This window comes from Streptomyces luteolus, from assembly GCF_029968015.1.
Taxonomy (GTDB): Bacteria; Actinomycetota; Actinomycetes; order Streptomycetales; family Streptomycetaceae; genus Streptomyces; species Streptomyces luteolus.
Map to the genome: position 1 here is coordinate 79930 of NZ_JASCIS010000013.1, position 14516 is coordinate 94445.

Below are 14516 nucleotides of genomic sequence, written 5' to 3' on the forward strand. Positions count from 1 at the left end.
GACAGGTCGACGACATGGGCACGGAGCAGGAACGGACAAACGTGGCGTACGCAAGCGACGAGAGGGACGCGAACAACGTGGTGTGGTCGGGCAAGTGGGTCGCTGAGCGACTCGGGGTCGAACTGGACGGCGACGAGCGGCTGCGGGGACTCCTCGGGCTTGCCCTGCGCCGCAACCCGAAACGGGCCCATCTGCTCGTCTCCCACGTCCTCGGCAAACACGTCCCGCAGTCGCCCGCCCTGGTCTGGCGCTCCGGGTACGACCTGGGCGTCCGGGTCCGCGCGCTGCTCGGCGACGACGAGGCCCGCCGCTCCGTCGTCCTCGGGTACGCGGAGACCGCCACCGGACTCGGCCACTCCGTCGCGGACGGCCTCGCCCTCGCCCCGTATCTGCACTCCACCCGGCGGCCCGTCCCCGGCGTCGCGCGCGCGGGCGGTTTCGAGGAGTCGCACTCGCACGCCACCTCGCATCTGCTGCTCCCCGAGGACCCCGGGCTCCTCGCCGGGGACGGCCCGTTGGTCCTCGTGGACGACGAGTTCTCCACCGGCAACACCGTCCTCAACACCATCCGCGCCCTGCACGAGCGCTACCCGCGCGGGCGGTACGTCATCGTCGCCCTGGTCGACATGCGCTCGGACGCCGACCAGGGCAGGCTCGCCGAGTTCGCCCGCGAGATCGGCGCCCGCGTCGACCTGATCGCCCTGGCCTCCGGGACCGTACGGCTGCCCGAGGGCGTCCTGGAGCGGGGGCAGGCGCTGGTCGCCGAGCACGAGCAGTCCGCGCTGGTCGCCGAACACGAGCAGGCCGCGGCGAGCGTTCCGGTCCGGCAGTCCGCGGTGGGCGTTCCGGTCCAGCGCGACGCGCGCCGACCCGTGCGCGTGGACCTCGGCTGGCCCGCCGGGGTGCCCGACGGCGGGCGGCACGGCTTCACGGCCGCGCACCGCGAGACCCTTGAGGCGGCCGCGCCCGGCCTCGCCGACCGGATCGCCGGGGCCCTGCCCGCCGACGCCCGCCGCGTCCTCGTGCTCGGCTTCGAGGAGCTGATGTACGCGCCGCTGCGGCTCGCGGTCGCCCTCGAGGAGCGCGTGCAGGCCGAAGTCCGCTACTCCACGACCACCCGCTCGCCCGTCCTCGCCGTGGACGACCCCGGCTACGCCATCCGCAGCCGCCTCGTCTTCCCCGCCCACGACGACCCGGCGGACGGGCCCGGCGACCGGTACGCGTACAACGTCGCGGGCGGCGGCTTCGACACCGTCGTCGCCGTCGTCGACTCCACCGCCGACACCCCCCAACTGCACGCCCCCGACGGCCTGTTGGCGCAGCTCGCCCGGCACGCCGAGCACGTCCTGCTCGCGGTCGTCCCGTCCCACGTCCCCGGCGCGCAAGCCGTCGAGGGCGCCTCCGAACGGCAGGAAAACCCCAGCATGCTGCCCGAACCCCTGCGCGGCCCCGCCTTCTCCTCGTACGCACCGGACGAGGTCGGCTGGCTGCTCCAGGACCTGTCCGAGGTCGAGCTCGAAGCGCCGACCGAGGAGCGCGAAGAGGCCATCCAGAGCGGCGGCGCGCACTACGCCGAGTCGCTGCCGGTCGAGTACCAGCCGAACGAGCAGTACCAGCAGCTGTTCAAGGCCGCCCTGGAGACCTCCGCCGCCCGGATCGCGCGGGCCGTCGGCGTCGTCACCGAGACCGTCCTCGCCGAGCGGTCGAAGCGTCCCGTCCTGGTGTCGCTCGCCCGCGCCGGTACGCCCGTCGGCGTCCTGATGCGCCGCTGGGCAGAGCACCGGCACGGCCTCGACCTGCCGCACTACGCCGTGTCGATCGTGCGCGGCCGCGGCATCGACGCCAACGCGCTGCGCTGGCTCGCCGCCCACCACGACCCGGCGGACGTCGTCTTCGTCGACGGCTGGACCGGCAAGGGCGCCATCACCCGCGAACTCGCCCAGGCCGTACGGGACTTCGAGGAGGCGAGTGGCGCCGAGGGCTTCGACCCGGAGATCGCCGTGCTCGCCGACCCCGGCTCCTGCGTACGGACCTACGGCACGCGCGAGGACTTCCTCATCCCGTCCGCGTGCCTCAACTCCACGGTCTCCGGCCTGATATCGCGCACCGTGCTCCGCGCCGACCTGGTCGGGCCGGACGACTTCCACGGCGCGAAGTTCTACCGCGAACTCGCCGGAACGGACGTCTCCGGCCACTTCCTCGACACCGTCGCGGCCCGCTTCGACGAGGTCGGCGTGGCCGTGGACGCCCAGGTCAAGGAGGTGCTCTCGGCGGACCGCGCGCCGACCTGGGAGGGCTGGGCGGCCGTCGAAAGGATCAGCGCCTCGTACGGCATCAACGACGTGAACCTGGTCAAGCCGGGCGTCGGCGAGACCACCCGCGTGCTGCTCCGCCGCGTCCCGTGGAAGATCCTCGCCCAGCGCGGCGCGGGCGCCGACCTCGACCACGTACGCCTCCTCGCGCGGCAGCGCGGCGTGGAGGTCGAGGAGGTGGACGGACTCCCGTACAGCTGCGTCGGGTTGATCCACCCCCAGTACACCCGGGGCGCGACCGGCGCCGACGGCAAGGCGGTGACGGGCCAGTGAGCACCTCCATGAGCAACTCCGTGAGCACCTCCGTGAGCAACTCGGTGAGCGGCTCGTACGGCGCCACCCTCGTCGCCAGCGACCTCGACCGCACCCTCATCTACTCCGCGGCCGCCCTCCAACTGCCGATGCCCGACGCGGAGGCACCCCGCCTGCTCTGCGTCGAGCTGTACGAGGGCAAGCCGCTGTCGTACGTCACGGAGGACGCCGCCGAACTCCTCGCCGAGCTGTCCCGGCGCACCGTCTTCGTGCCGACGACCACCCGCACCCGCGAGCAGTACGCGCGCATCCATCTCCCGGGCCGCACCCCGCGGTTCGCGATCTGCGCCAACGGCGGCCATCTGCTCGTCGACGGCGTCTCCGACCAGGACTGGCAGCGGCAGGTCGCCGCCCGCCTGGCCGAGGAGTGCGCCTCGCTCGACGAGGTCCGCGCCCATCTGGTGCGCAGCGCCAGTGAGTCCTGGCTGCTCAAGGAGCGGGTCGCCGAGGACCTGTTCGCGTATCTGGTGGTCGAGCGGGCGCTGCTGCCCGAGGGCTGGGTCAAGGAGCTGTCCGCCTGGGCGGAGGAGCGCGGCTGGACCGTCTCCCTGCAAGGACGGAAGATCTACGCGGTGCCGAAGCCGCTGACCAAGAGCGCCGCCATGCGCGAGGTCGCCCGCCGCACCGGCGCCGACCTCACGCTCGCCGCGGGCGACTCACTCCTCGACGCGGACCTGCTGCTCGCCGCCGACCGGTCCTGGCGGCCTGGCCACGGCGAGCTGGCGGACACGGGGCTCAGCGCGCCGCACCTGACCGTTCTGGCGCAGTGCGGGGTCGGGGCGGGGGAGCGGATCCTGCGGGAGTTCCTTTACGCCTCCGGCCCCGGCCGGGCCGCCTGATGATTCGTACCGCCACGAAGAGCACCACGGCAGCGGTGGCGGCACCGAGGACCACCGTCGAGTACGTGGAGACGTAGTCCGCGACCTGCGTCCAGTTCTCGCCGAGCAGATATCCGGCGAGGACGAACAGGGTGTTCCAGATCGCGCTGCCGAGCGCGGTGAGCCACAGGAACGTCGGCAGCGGCATGCGCTCCACGCCCGCGGGCACGGAGATCAGGCTGCGGAACACCGGGATCATCCGCCCGAAGAACACGGCCTTCGTGCCGTGCCGGGCGAACCACTGCTCGGTCCGCTCGATGTCGGACACCTTGACCAGCGGCAGCCGCGTGGCGATCGCGATCGTACGGTCCCTGCCGAGCAGCGCGCCGACCCCGTACAGCGCGAGCGCGCCGAGCACCGAGCCCACGGTCGTCCACACCAGGGCGGCCACGAGGTTCATCTGTCCCGTGCTCGCCGTGAAGCCCGCGAGCGGCAGGATCACCTCGCTCGGCAGCGGTGGGAAGAGGTTCTCCAACGCCACGAGAAGTCCGGCCCCGGGCGCCCCGAGGGTGTCCATGAGGCCGGTGATCCACCCCGGCGCGGTGCTGTCGATCATGCGGCCAGGGTACGGAGGGGAGCTGAAGCGGAGCTGAAGTCAGGGCGTCGCGCGGTGTGCGTCAGCCGCAGCAGCCTCCGCCGCAGCAGCCGCCTCCTCCGCCGGACGCGGGGGCGGGGCCGGACGAGGCGGCCGCTCCGCCGACGGCCACCGTCGAGAGCAGCTTCACGGTGTCGTCGTGCCCGGCGGGGCAGGCGGCGGGGTCGGACGACTCGGCCATGGGGCGGCTGAGCTCGAAGGTGTCACCGCAGGTCCGGCAGCGGAAGTCATAGCGAGGCATGCGGGTCAGGTTAACCGGGGCTGAGTCCGGTGAACACCGGCTCGGCCCCGCACCGACCCGCACCGACCCGCACCGACCCGCACCGACCCGCACCGACCCGCACCGACCCGTACCGGCACAGCGAACTCCCCGCGGAGGCTCCGGCCGCGGGGAGTCCGACTGTGGCGCCGTGTGCCCGGCGCCGGGCCCGGAGGCGTCGGGGCTCGGGGGCGCCTGGGGGGAGGGCCTGCTCAGGTCTTCGTGTCCTCGCCACGTGTTCCGGTACGCGTGCCCAGTTGCGCTTGAGCGAGAGTCCGCTCCTCACGTTCGGCCTGGCCGGGGTGGCGTGCCTTCCAGTACGGGTTGTCGTGCGGCAGTGCGCTGCCCACCCGCCCGTACATGCCGAAGACCATCAGCATGATGCCGACCACGAAGCTGAACAGGACGTTCTGGATCCGGAACGCCAGGAAATTCAGGTCCGTGTCGAGAAGCGCGAGATTCGCAAAGCCGCTGAGGATGAACGCGACGCCCAGGATCATGTTGAGCGTCGAGGCGAAGTTGCCGCCGATCACCATGCCCGCGAAGAGCAGCAGCCCCACGCAGATGGACAGCACGCTCAGCGCGCCGTTGGTGCTCAGACCGGCGACCTCGTCGCCCCGGGTGTCGAAGAACCCCACCTTGTCGATCAGGCCGAGAATGCCGAACGCGAGCAGGACGAGCCCGGTGAGGCCCGCGCCGACCCGGTAGACCTTGCTCAGGCGGTGGTCGACGGGGAGGTGTTCGTTCAGCGTGATCCGCCGCCTGGTGGGGTGGAGCGTTGCGTGTGTGGCCATGTCCGCCTCCCTCGGGTGCACGGAGGGCCCTCACTCCGGACGGAGGCTCCGCTCCGTTCCGGAGACCTGCGGTCGCGGGCACCGATCAGCACCCGTGTAGTACCAGGATCCGCCTACCTGGCCGCGGACGCCACATCGCGCCGAGTACGCCGGTACCTCGCGCCGAGTACGCCGGTACCTCGCGCCGAGTACGCCGGTACCTCGCGCCGAGTACGCCGGTACCTCGCGCCGAGACAGGGCGCCCGGCTCACACCCCCGCGCCGCCGCGTTCCTGCCGGATCTGGGCGACCACGTCGGCCACCGTGTTGCGCACCGCCTCCGTCTCCGTGAGGAAGTGCCAGTAATCCGGGTGACGGCCCTCCTCCAGGGTGCCGACGGCGCGCTCCAGGCGGGCGACCGCGCTGTCGAGCGGGCGGGCGTGCCGTGGATCGGGCGTGCTGCGGCCGGCCATCGCGAGCCGCTGCGCGTCCCGGATCGCGAAGCGGGTCCGCTCGATCTCCTGCTGCGGGTTCTTCGCCACGGCGTTCAGCTGCCGCAGCCGATCGCCCGCCGCGGAGACCGCCTCGTCCGTGGAGTTCAGCAGGGCCCGCACCGTGCTCAGCAGCGCGGTGGCGTCCGGCCAGCGCTGTTCGTCGCGCGCCTTGCGGGCCTCGGCCAGCTTCAGCTCGGCCTGCTTGACCGCCTCCGCTGCCTGCTCCGGCACCGACTGCAGGTCCTGCCAGCAGGCCGCCGTGAACCGCCGCCGCAGCTCGCTCAGCACCGGCTCTACCTGCGCGGAGCGCGTGGTCAGCGCCTGCGCGCGGGTACGCAGCGACACCAGCCGCCGGTCCGTCTCCGCGGCCCGCTCGGGCAGCCGCTCCGCCTCGGCGCGTACGGCCTCGGCGTCCCGCAGCACCCGGTCGGCGCGCTGCAGGGTCTCGGGCACGCCGTGCTGCCCCGCGCCCTGGTTGAGCTTGGTCAGCTCCGGGCCGAGCGCGGCGAGCCGGGCCGCCAGATCGTCGGCCCGCAGGCCCGAGCCCCGTACCGCGTCGAGTGCGGTGCTCGCCGCGAGCAGCGCCTGCCGGGCCCGCTCGACCGCCGGAGCGAGCCGCGCCAGCTGCGTCTCCGCCTTGTCGAGCAGCGCGCCGAGGCTCTGCTCGTACCGGTCGAGCTCCTGCTTGACGCGCACCAACTCGTCCTTGGCGCCGGTCAGTTCGGCCCGCGCCCGGCTCGCGACCGAGGCCTCCAGGTCGTCCCGGTCCAGATCGTGCGCGTCGACCGCCGTGATGTAGCGGTGGCTGACCTCGTCGATCCGGCGGCCGAGCGCGTCGAAGTCGGCGGCGACCCGGCGCGCGGCGGGCGAGCTGTCGACGGCCGTGATGGTCTCGATCGAGATCCGCAGATCCCGCTGGGCGGTGTCGAGTTCGTAGAACGCGGCCGCCGCCGCGTCCTTGGCGGCCTGCGCCTCCGCCCGCGCGCTCTCGCCCCGGCCGCCACCGAACCAGCGCCGCGTCCCGCCCCCGGCGAACGCGGCCGGGAGCACGGCCGCGAACCCCGCGAGCAACGGCAGCGGCAGCAGGACGAGTCCGACCGCGTCACGCAGCGCCGCCGCGCGCCGCCGTGGGCGTGATGAGAGGCGAGGAGCGACCTGCTGCGCGTACGGCTGCGGTGGTGTCGCCGTCACTTCTCACTCCCGTGCTGTCGTCCGCCCGGCCTGGGATCCCCTCCCGGCTGAGGCCGGGCAGCCATTCTCCCACCCGAAGAAGACGAACACACGGGCCGTTCAGTTCACACTGACGCTGCCGTCCTCGCTGTGTGCCTCCACCACATGCGCGCTCTGGTCGTCACGGTCCACGCCCACGTCCACCGAGCCGTCGTCGGACGAGGCCGCCACCTTGTACGCGCCGTCCGGCAGGTCCACCGAGACCGCGCCGTCCCGGCTGTGCGCCTCGACGCGGTCCGGGACCTCGGCGAGGGCGAGCCGTACCTTGCCGTCCTGGGACCGGGCGTCGACCCGCGCGGAGCGGATGCCGAGGGCCTCGACGGCACCGTCGGCGCTGATGAGTTCGAGCGGTCCGGAGGAGTCCTTGACGGTCACCCGCCCGTCGTCGGACCGGATCCGCACGGCGGTACGGAACCCGTCGGCCGTCACCCGCCCGTCCTTGTTGACCACGTGCACGCCCGCGTCGCGCGGCACCTCGATCCGGTGCCGGGCCGAGCAGTCGCTGACGAACCCGTCGCATTTCACGCGGAGTTGCAGCGTGTCGCCGTCCATCCGCCAGGTGGCCTCGGGGCTCTCGCCGAGCACAGTGCGGCCGTCGAACCATCGGGTGACCCGTACCTGCTCCTCATCGGCGGCCACGACGTCGAGCGCGGAGTCGTCCGAGTCGACGGTCAGGGTCCGCCCCTGCAACGGGAAGGACCGGCGCTCCGGCTCGTCGTCGCTCCCGGCGCTCGCGCACCCGCCCACCAGGACGACGGCGGCCAGGGCGGCCCCGAGCGCGACGGCCGTGCGCGGCCGCTGGACTCGTGCGGTACGGACGCTCATGTCGGTCTCCCCCAGGGACGGTACGGCGCCCTTCGCCGCGGTCCCTCAGACCGTACGAATCCGCGCTCCCCGCCGGGATCCGGGCCGCCACCGGATCCCTGGTGGGGCTCCCCCCCCCGGCGGTCCGCCCCCGGCCCGTACTGGTTTGCGGGGCAGTGCCCCCGGCAGGGTAAGGTGTCCACTCGTCCCGGGCGCGTAGCTCAGGGGTAGAGCGTCGCCCTTACAAGGCGAATGTCGGCGGTTCGAAACCGTCCGCGCCCACCGGGTATGACCTGGACAGAAGCCCCGCACCATGATCGGTGCGGGGCTTCTTCTAGATCATTTGGGAGATATTCAGGAGATCATCTCCGAAGGGCTCTCACTCCGTGCCCCAGGACGCAACGCGCTGCCCACGCACCCACCGGGCCTCCAGGCAGTCAAGGCGATGCTTCCGCATCTCGGGTGTCACGTGCTCGTAGGTGCCCTCGATGTCCTTCGGCACCCAGCCCATCGTCAGGAACCGTAGTGCGCGGTCTACGTTGTCGTCCTTCATCCACGTGTCGTGCGTGTGCCGTGCACCCCTCATCGTGAACCCAGGGACGATCGGCTTCCACTCCTCGCGTCCGGCGAACCCGACCTTGCGTGGAATCCCGTCCCGGCCGTCCGCGGCGGGCCGCAGCACCCGACTGAAGTTCCCGGCCCGCCACAACGTCCCCGAAGGGGTGGAGAACGGGTGGTCGTAGGGCCACGTCTCCATGTGCGCTTCGAGAAGCCGGACCAGGAACGGCGGCACGTCGATCTCGCGCGCGCTGTACTTGTTCTTGGGCGGCCCCAGATACACCTTCACCGTGGTCTTGGGGATCTTCCGGCGGTTCGCCTTCCAGCCCTTCTCCCGGCACTCGGCAAGCCGTGCATCTTCGGCCGCACGCCAGTCGGCGAGGCCCTGCTTGTCGAGCTCGAAGTCGTCCTCATGCACGGCCCCCACCTCCGGGTCGACACGGATGATGTGCCGGACGAATGGATTGCCGTCGACCTTGTCGACCCGCTTCAGCAGGCAGTTGTCGCGGTGCACCGCAGTGAGCTCATCCCAGCGCAGGCCGAGGTAGCAGTCAGCCACCACCATCAGGCCATGGACCCCGCCGAGTCGCTGGTACAGCTGGAATGCTTCGTCTGGCTGGGCCCAGACCTCTTCGTCGTCGTCGCGGTGATCGGCTCCCACGGTGATCCGCCGCCCGTACAGCTTGTTGGCGGCGATGTACCCAGCATCTTCAGCGCCCGACAGGATCGTGCTCAGCAGACTTCGTGCCTGGCCGACGGTGTCCGGGTGGTACCGGCCCACGGGCTTCGCTGTGCGTGTGGCCCACGCCTTCACGGTGAAGACGTTGTTCACCTCGTTCAGCGTGCTGTGTTCCCACTCGGGGAGGAGCAGGCTTTCGAGGAGCTGGCGGCGCTTGGCCTGGGTGCCGGCGCGCTTCTGGTTGGCGGTCTTCCAGATCTCGACCCACTCGCCGAACCTGGTCTTCGACTTCTGTGGATCGACCCAAGTCCCCGCCCGAATCGCCGCTTCCTGCTGGTTGCCCCAGTCTTCTGCGAGCTTCTTCGTCGGGAACCCCGGCTCACTGTCATACGACCCGTCGGGCTTCTTGTACCGGGCGCGCCAGGTGAACTGCTTGGTCTGCTTCCCGTTGCGGACCTTGTAGACCTTCTCGGCGTAGGCCATGCCTCATCCCCCTTGGTGTTGTGCAGTTTTGTCAGAGCCCGCCAGGCGGCGGATCCTCGGCGCGGGGGAGCAGCCGCTCCACCACCTGGCGGCCAGCGGCTGTCAGTTCGCCGTCGAAGAACAGGTTCGGGTCGACGTAGACCCGGTGTGTATCGGGGTCGGCCCACGCGAGCACGCCTTCCGGCATGGCCGGTGCACTGACCAGGTGGTCGTACATGTTCGAGGTCCCCCGGAGATTGCGGCCGATGGCGTGGGGTCAGCCCCAGCCCAGATCCTTCGTCGAAGCATCCGGGACGGGCTGCTCGATGACGACGGGCTGCTGCGGGATCTGATCCTCCGCGATGGGTTGTGCCGCTGCGGGGGTGAGCGCGCCGAGGGTTGCCAGCGCGGCGAGTGCTATTCCGGCCAGTGCGGCACGGTAACGGGGCATAGGAGGCCTCCCGGTCAGGGATAATCGAACGTGGATCCGATTCATGCTCGGTGACGGATCGTTACATAGGGCTTTGGCCTCAACCAAGCAGCCGAGAGTGCCAATATCGGCATATGCCATATGAGGCACTCTCAAGTCATGGGGGTTGCACGGATGTTGAGAAGAGATCTCCCAGAGCGGATGCAGGAGACGTACCGGCGGTCGCGGCAGGGGAGGCTGTCGAGGATGGCGCTGCCGCGCATCAGCTGCGCGAGCTCGGGCTCATCGAACAGCCCCCGTCGGACAGTACTTGGGTCGCTCACGACCCACGCGCTGTGACGCACGGTCTGATGGAGCGCGCCCTCGAGGGCCTGCAGCACAGCGTCGAGCAGATTCGGCAGCTGCCCGCCCTTGAGGCGATGTCGGTTCACTTCGACTCGAACCGTATGTACAGCGGTCCGGCTGCGGAGTTCCTCGCTAGCCGTACCGAGATGAACGTGCGGATTGGCGACGTCGCGGCCTCCGCGTCCACATCCGTCCTCACTGCACAGCCAGGCCGGCCGACGGACCGCGACCCCAAGGTGGTCGAGCTCGGCGCCCAACGGACGATCGATGCCCTGCAGTCCGGCGTCGAAGTGCGCAGCCTCTACAACCCCCTTGCCGCTGTCCATGAGCAGACGTGCGGCTACGTGGAGCAGATCGTCGACGCGGGCGCGGAGGTGAGCACCCTCGGCGGCGTGTTCCCGCGCATGATGATCATTGACGATCGGCACCTGTTCATCGACAACTGCCTTATGCCGAGCGCCCCGTCGGATGCGGGCTGGCACGTGACCGATCGCAGCGCAGTGACCTGGGTTATCACAGTTTTCGATTGCCTGTGGGACCGGGCGACGCGGTGGGAAGACATGTCCAAGGGGCGGGAGAGGTTGCCCGTGACGACCGTCCGACAGCGCCAGATCCTCCGCGACCTCGAATCCGGGTACAGCGTGCAGCAGGCGGCACGCCGTATCGACCTCGCCTCGCGCACAGTGACCAAGGAGCTGTCCGCGCTTCGGGAGGAACTCGGGCTGCGCACTCTGTACCAGGTCGTCGCGTGGTGGGTGCAGAGCCCCGACCGTGAACTGCACTGAGCCCTCCCTGACGGTCTCGGCCGACCAACGCGGCGCTCGAAGCAGAGTGCGCGGCGTTCGAAGTCCCGGGGCATGCAGTAGGAATCCCCGACAACGAGGCGGTAGTCCGGATCCCCGCCAGGATGACCGACATGATCAGGGAGGCATGCAGTGCCCTCGAACGTACCGACGATCGCTGAGCTCCTGACACAGTGCCAGCGCTCAGCCGTCCACCTGGAGATGCGCGATCAGTACGGCGTAGCGGCGGAGGCTTCCGAGTTCCGGGCCTGGCTCGACACCGGGGAGCTTGACGTCGACCCAGCCTCGCCTGGCTGGGAGCCGTGGGTGTCGCTCGTGTCCGAGGCGACCGCGAGGGGCGTCGCGGTACGTAGGGCGCGCATCGTGTCCGAGCCGGTCACCGACTACATCCGGTGGGAGCACGCATCGACCAGCGTGAACGTCGCCGCGGGCGAACAGGTCCGGTGGCTGCCGCGCCGAAGCGCGTCGAACCTGGCCCTGCCCGGGAATGACTTCTGGTTGTTCGACGACCGCATCGTCCGGTGGGGCTACTTCTCTGGTGACGGCGCCCTGGTCGGCCATGAGGTTACTGAGGACCCGACGGCGGCGAAGCTGTGTACCGAGGCGTTCGCCGCGGTGTGGGACCTCGCCGTCCCGCACGGCCAGTACCAGATTCGCTGACGAGGAAACCGGCAGCCAGCCCATGCCCGCCTCCCCGTCATCATCAGCCCAAGCCGCACGTGAGGCGGTGGCCCGCCAGTTGCGCGACCTGCGTAAGGAAGCAGGACTCACTGTCGTGCAGCTGGCGGAAGCCTGCGGATGGCACTACTCCAAGACGTCCCGCATCGAGAACGCCCTCACCGGTCCGTCGGTCCGCGACATACGACGCTGGTGCACTGCGACCGGCGCCGAGGACCAGGCGCAGGAATTGGTTACTCAATCCATCCACGCCGAGTCCATGTACCGGCAATGGCGAGACCAGGTACGCGCCGGCCTGCGCCATGTGCAGGACAGCCGCGTGCGGCTGTTTCAGGCGACGGCTGTGCATCGCCTGTATTCGGCCAGTCTCGTGCCTGGTCTACTTCAGTCCGAGGGGTATGTGCGCGCGGTACTGGGGATCGCGTCGACCGTCCACGGTCTGCCGCCAGAGGACGTCGACGACGCGGTCCGGGCCCGCTTGGACAGGTCGCGGATCGTCAATGAGCCGGGCCGCCGCTTCGTCGTGGTGATCGAGGAACCGGTGCTCTACCACCAGATCACCGACGTCGACGCGATGGGCGCGCAGCTCGGCTACCTGCTCACTGCGGGCGCCCTGCCGGCTGTCTCCTTCGGCATCATTCCGATGGGTGAGCGACGGTCGCACTGGCCGGAGGAAACGTTCCACATGTACGACAGCGACCGCGTGACCGTCGAGCTGGTCTCGGCGGAAGTCACAGTCACCCAGCCCGCCGAAGTCGCCCAGTACGCAGCGGCGTTCGACCGGCTGCGGAGCATGGCCGTGTACGGGGCCGATGCTCGCGCCCTCATCACACGCGCCATCGACGCCCTCGATCGGCCGTCTCCGGGTGATTGATGGCGCGACGGCAACGCACGAAACCGCCCCCGTTCCCCGCCGCATGGCGGGGAACGGGGGCTGGTGTTACGCGTCCCTGACAGGCGCGGCGGTGCGGAAGGACACCCGGCTCCGTGAGTACCCGCGGTGAATTCCCCTTCACGGTCTGGCGAGCAAGCGCGCTGCCAGGCCGGTTTCGGGCCTGGCAGCGCGCTGTTGTCCCCGGTTACTGAGTCTTGGCGGGCAGGAGATCGCGCTCGCCGAAGACCTTCTTGGCGACGAAGGTCGCGTTCAAAGCCTTGGGCATGCCGCAGTAGACGGCGGAGTGCAACAGCGCTTCGACGATTTCTTCGGGAGTTAGTCCGACGTTGAGGGCGGCGTTGATGTGCACCTCCAGCTGCGGTTCGCAGCCGCCGAGCGCGGTGAGCATGCCGAGGGTGACGAGCTGGCGGTCGCGCGGGGGCAGGTGGGGGCGGTCGTAGATCTCGCCGAAGGCCCAGGCGACGACCTGGTGGCCGAGCTCGGGGCTGATCTCAGCGAGGGAGTCGACGACCTTCTGGCCGGCTTCGCCGTCGATGCGGGTGAGGATTTCCAGGCCGTGGTCGAAGCGGTCCTGGCGGGTCTTGGCTTCGGAGGTGGTGCTCATGAGGGGGTGTCCATTTCCGGCTGCTCGGCGAGCAGCGTCTCGTAGTGCTTGATCTTCTTGTCCAGTGCGGCGGCGTTGCGCCGCAGGCTGCGGATGCTCTCGGCGAGGTTCTGGCGGTGGTCTCGGAGCATGGTCAGCCGGTCGGAGACCGTGGTGTCGCCGGCCGCCCGAAGTTGCGCGTAGTGCTGCATGTCGCTGATCGACATGCCGGTCTCGCGCAGCCGCAGCAGGAATTCCAGCCAGGCCAGATCGGCGGCTGCGTAGCGGCGCTGGTTGCCGGTGGTCCGCCCAATCCGTTCGATCAGCCCGGCGCGCTCGTAGTAGCGCAAGGTGTCCGGGGAGAGGCCGGTCTGCTCGGCGACCTGGGCGATCGTGAGGGCAGGTTCTCGCTGCGGGAGGGCGTTTCCATCGGTCATGGAAAGAACGTAAAACTTGGAGTGTGCTCCAGGTCAAACTATGATCGCGTGACGCCCATCACCCGCCCCCGGACCTCCGGTCAGGCATTTCGCCCCGTTCCGTTCCGTTCCGTTCGGTTCCGTTGCGTTCGGTTTCGGTGGCCGTGGAAGCGGACAAGCGCATCGGGGTCGCCGGACGTTGCCGGGCGGATTGCGTCGGGTGCCTTTCATGCCCCGGCCCCCTTCACCATGGCGGTCAGGTAAGGCAGCAGCGCGATGATGACGGTGAGGACAGTTCCGAGCATCCAGCGGCGGGTGTTCGTGACCTTGTCGGCGTCCTTCTCGCGGGCGGCCTCCAACGCGTCCACGCGAGCGGTGATCTGGTTCTTCTCGACGGTGTAGACGTCCATCGGAACGACCTTGTCCAGGCGCCCGTTCAGCTGGGCCATGTCCGCCGTGGGTCCCGCGTGAACCGCACGGTGAGAGCGGGCGCGCCGCCGTCCTTCCCCGGCGCCGTCCTTCCCCGGCGGCGGGCTTCGCCGTGGGCGGCGGAGGGGCGAAATCCGGTGGAGCGGCGCCGTGTTGCCGTGGCAGGCTCGGGTCATGACGTTCTGCCGAAAGGTCCATGCCGCGTAAGCGGCCGGGGCGGGTCCGTGTCGGGCAGCGCCCGCACGCGCACACGCCGTACGTGACCCGATCGATGATCACGGGGCTGTCGCCCGCGGCACTGGCGGAGATCGTCAGGCTGGAGCGGTCCCGGAACTATCTGTGGCCGGGGGCCGCCGAGACCAGCCTGGATGTCTGGGCCAGGTTCGTGCGCACCGCCCACCACCGCCTCTGGGTCGACAACGACGGCGGCTGCCGGGTCTGGGAGTGCTGCGGCGATCCGTACCTGGCGCGGGACCTCCTCGAAGGCCTGATGCTCGCCATGTCCCCGCGCCGAGGGCGCGAGCTCCGCCGCGTGGTGGAGCCGTTCGACGCGCGCTACTGACTCGCCCCCACAGACCTGTG

The 14516-nt window shown here is 70.4% G+C and carries 17 protein-coding genes and 1 tRNA gene; 7 read left to right on the forward strand and 11 right to left on the reverse strand.

Annotated features, from left to right (window positions below; genetic code table 11):
* Positions 1 to 41 precede the first annotated feature (41 nt).
* The gene (locus QIT00_RS15125) at positions 42 to 2585 is read left to right on the forward strand and encodes a phosphoribosyltransferase (RefSeq protein ID WP_282535765.1); all 2544 of its coding nucleotides are present in this window, start codon (positions 42 to 44) and stop codon (positions 2583 to 2585) included.
* A gap of 8 nt (positions 2586 to 2593) precedes the next feature.
* Positions 2594 to 3463: an HAD family hydrolase gene (locus tag QIT00_RS15130; protein ID WP_282535766.1), complete on the forward strand. Its 870-nt coding sequence runs from the start codon at positions 2594 to 2596 to the stop codon at positions 3461 to 3463.
* Here QIT00_RS15130 and QIT00_RS15135 read toward each other — a convergent pair.
* From QIT00_RS15135 to QIT00_RS15155, 5 genes are all read right to left on the reverse strand, one after another.
* On the reverse strand, positions 3360 to 4058 hold the full coding sequence (locus tag QIT00_RS15135) for a DedA family protein (protein ID WP_282535767.1): 699 nt from the start codon (positions 4056 to 4058) through the stop codon (positions 3360 to 3362). The two genes, QIT00_RS15130 and QIT00_RS15135, sit on opposite strands and share 104 nt — an antisense overlap.
* A 61-nt stretch (positions 4059 to 4119) precedes the next feature.
* Positions 4120 to 4338 (reverse strand): FmdB family zinc ribbon protein, encoded by a 219-nt coding sequence (locus QIT00_RS15140; RefSeq protein WP_282535768.1) that lies wholly within the window; start codon positions 4336 to 4338, stop codon positions 4120 to 4122.
* Positions 4339 to 4568: 230 nt separating this feature from the next.
* Entirely contained in the window at positions 4569 to 5150 is a 582-nt protein-coding gene (locus QIT00_RS15145; protein WP_282535769.1) for a DUF4383 domain-containing protein, read from the reverse strand.
* 247 nt (positions 5151 to 5397) lie between these two features.
* Positions 5398 to 6813 carry a hypothetical protein gene (locus QIT00_RS15150; RefSeq protein WP_282535770.1) on the reverse strand — a complete coding sequence of 472 codons (1416 nt, stop codon included), beginning with the start codon at positions 6811 to 6813 and terminating at the stop codon, positions 5398 to 5400.
* A 99-nt stretch (positions 6814 to 6912) separates the two neighbouring features.
* The gene (locus tag QIT00_RS15155; RefSeq protein ID WP_282535771.1) at positions 6913 to 7677 is read right to left on the reverse strand and encodes a DUF4097 family beta strand repeat-containing protein; all 765 of its coding nucleotides are present in this window, start codon (positions 7675 to 7677) and stop codon (positions 6913 to 6915) included.
* Positions 7678 to 7866: 189 nt separating this feature from the next.
* On the opposite strand from QIT00_RS15155, the gene QIT00_RS15160 reads away from it, so the two are divergent.
* Positions 7867 to 7938: transfer RNA gene (locus QIT00_RS15160), tRNA-Val, on the forward strand.
* A gap of 97 nt (positions 7939 to 8035) precedes the next feature.
* Here the strand turns inward: QIT00_RS15160 and QIT00_RS15165 are convergent.
* From QIT00_RS15165 to QIT00_RS15175, 3 genes are read right to left on the reverse strand one after another with little or no spacing between them, the layout of a single operon-like run.
* Positions 8036 to 9376 (reverse strand): hypothetical protein, encoded by a 1341-nt coding sequence (locus tag QIT00_RS15165; RefSeq protein ID WP_282535772.1) that lies wholly within the window; start codon positions 9374 to 9376, stop codon positions 8036 to 8038.
* A 31-nt stretch (positions 9377 to 9407) separates the two neighbouring features.
* Positions 9408 to 9593 (reverse strand): hypothetical protein, encoded by a 186-nt coding sequence (locus QIT00_RS15170; protein ID WP_282535773.1) that lies wholly within the window; start codon positions 9591 to 9593, stop codon positions 9408 to 9410.
* A gap of 39 nt (positions 9594 to 9632) precedes the next feature.
* On the reverse strand, positions 9633 to 9806 hold the full coding sequence (locus tag QIT00_RS15175; RefSeq protein ID WP_282535774.1) for a hypothetical protein: 174 nt from the start codon (positions 9804 to 9806) through the stop codon (positions 9633 to 9635).
* A 314-nt stretch (positions 9807 to 10120) separates the two neighbouring features.
* Here QIT00_RS15175 and QIT00_RS15180 point away from each other — a divergent pair, with 314 nt between their 5' ends.
* From QIT00_RS15180 to QIT00_RS15190, 3 genes are all read left to right on the forward strand, one after another.
* Entirely contained in the window at positions 10121 to 10915 is a 795-nt protein-coding gene (locus QIT00_RS15180; protein ID WP_282535775.1) for a LuxR C-terminal-related transcriptional regulator, read from the forward strand.
* A gap of 150 nt (positions 10916 to 11065) precedes the next feature.
* Positions 11066 to 11593, forward strand: a complete 528-nt coding sequence (locus tag QIT00_RS15185) for a DUF6879 family protein (protein ID WP_282535776.1) — start codon at positions 11066 to 11068, stop codon at positions 11591 to 11593.
* Between the two features lie 22 nt (positions 11594 to 11615).
* Positions 11616 to 12485: a helix-turn-helix domain-containing protein gene (locus QIT00_RS15190; RefSeq protein ID WP_282535777.1), complete on the forward strand. Its 870-nt coding sequence runs from the start codon at positions 11616 to 11618 to the stop codon at positions 12483 to 12485.
* 205 nt (positions 12486 to 12690) lie between these two features.
* Here the strand turns inward: QIT00_RS15190 and QIT00_RS15195 are convergent, their stop codons facing one another.
* From QIT00_RS15195 to QIT00_RS15205, 3 genes are all read right to left on the reverse strand, one after another.
* Positions 12691 to 13110: a carboxymuconolactone decarboxylase family protein gene (locus tag QIT00_RS15195; protein WP_282535778.1), complete on the reverse strand. Its 420-nt coding sequence runs from the start codon at positions 13108 to 13110 to the stop codon at positions 12691 to 12693.
* A complete protein-coding gene (locus QIT00_RS15200; protein ID WP_282535779.1) occupies positions 13107 to 13526 on the reverse strand; it encodes a MerR family transcriptional regulator in 420 nt (139 codons plus the stop codon). The genes QIT00_RS15195 and QIT00_RS15200 overlap by 4 nt, the downstream gene beginning before the upstream one ends.
* A gap of 206 nt (positions 13527 to 13732) precedes the next feature.
* Positions 13733 to 13954 (reverse strand): hypothetical protein, encoded by a 222-nt coding sequence (locus QIT00_RS15205; RefSeq protein ID WP_282535780.1) that lies wholly within the window; start codon positions 13952 to 13954, stop codon positions 13733 to 13735.
* Between the two features lie 239 nt (positions 13955 to 14193).
* On the opposite strand from QIT00_RS15205, the gene QIT00_RS15210 reads away from it, so the two are divergent.
* Entirely contained in the window at positions 14194 to 14496 is a 303-nt protein-coding gene (locus QIT00_RS15210) for a hypothetical protein (protein ID WP_282535781.1), read from the forward strand.
* Positions 14497 to 14516 lie beyond the last annotated feature (20 nt).

Coding starts and splice junctions, on each gene's coding strand:
- QIT00_RS15130 (WP_282535766.1), top strand. CDS start 2,594: ATGAGCAACTCCGTGAGCACCTCCGTGAGCAACTCGGTGAGCGGCTCG.
- QIT00_RS15135 (WP_282535767.1), bottom strand. CDS start 4,058: ATGATCGACAGCACCGCGCCGGGGTGGATCACCGGCCTCATGGACACC.
- QIT00_RS15140 (WP_282535768.1), bottom strand. CDS start 4,338: ATGCCTCGCTATGACTTCCGCTGCCGGACCTGCGGTGACACCTTCGAG.
- QIT00_RS15145 (WP_282535769.1), bottom strand. CDS start 5,150: ATGGCCACACACGCAACGCTCCACCCCACCAGGCGGCGGATCACGCTG.
- QIT00_RS15155 (WP_282535771.1), bottom strand. CDS start 7,677: ATGAGCGTCCGTACCGCACGAGTCCAGCGGCCGCGCACGGCCGTCGCG.
- QIT00_RS15165 (WP_282535772.1), bottom strand. CDS start 9,376: ATGGCCTACGCCGAGAAGGTCTACAAGGTCCGCAACGGGAAGCAGACC.
- QIT00_RS15170 (WP_282535773.1), bottom strand. CDS start 9,593: ATGTACGACCACCTGGTCAGTGCACCGGCCATGCCGGAAGGCGTGCTC.
- QIT00_RS15175 (WP_282535774.1), bottom strand. CDS start 9,806: ATGCCCCGTTACCGTGCCGCACTGGCCGGAATAGCACTCGCCGCGCTG.
- QIT00_RS15190 (WP_282535777.1), top strand. CDS start 11,616: ATGCCCGCCTCCCCGTCATCATCAGCCCAAGCCGCACGTGAGGCGGTG.
- QIT00_RS15195 (WP_282535778.1), bottom strand. CDS start 13,110: ATGAGCACCACCTCCGAAGCCAAGACCCGCCAGGACCGCTTCGACCAC.
- QIT00_RS15200 (WP_282535779.1), bottom strand. CDS start 13,526: ATGACCGATGGAAACGCCCTCCCGCAGCGAGAACCTGCCCTCACGATC.
- QIT00_RS15205 (WP_282535780.1), bottom strand. CDS start 13,954: ATGGCCCAGCTGAACGGGCGCCTGGACAAGGTCGTTCCGATGGACGTC.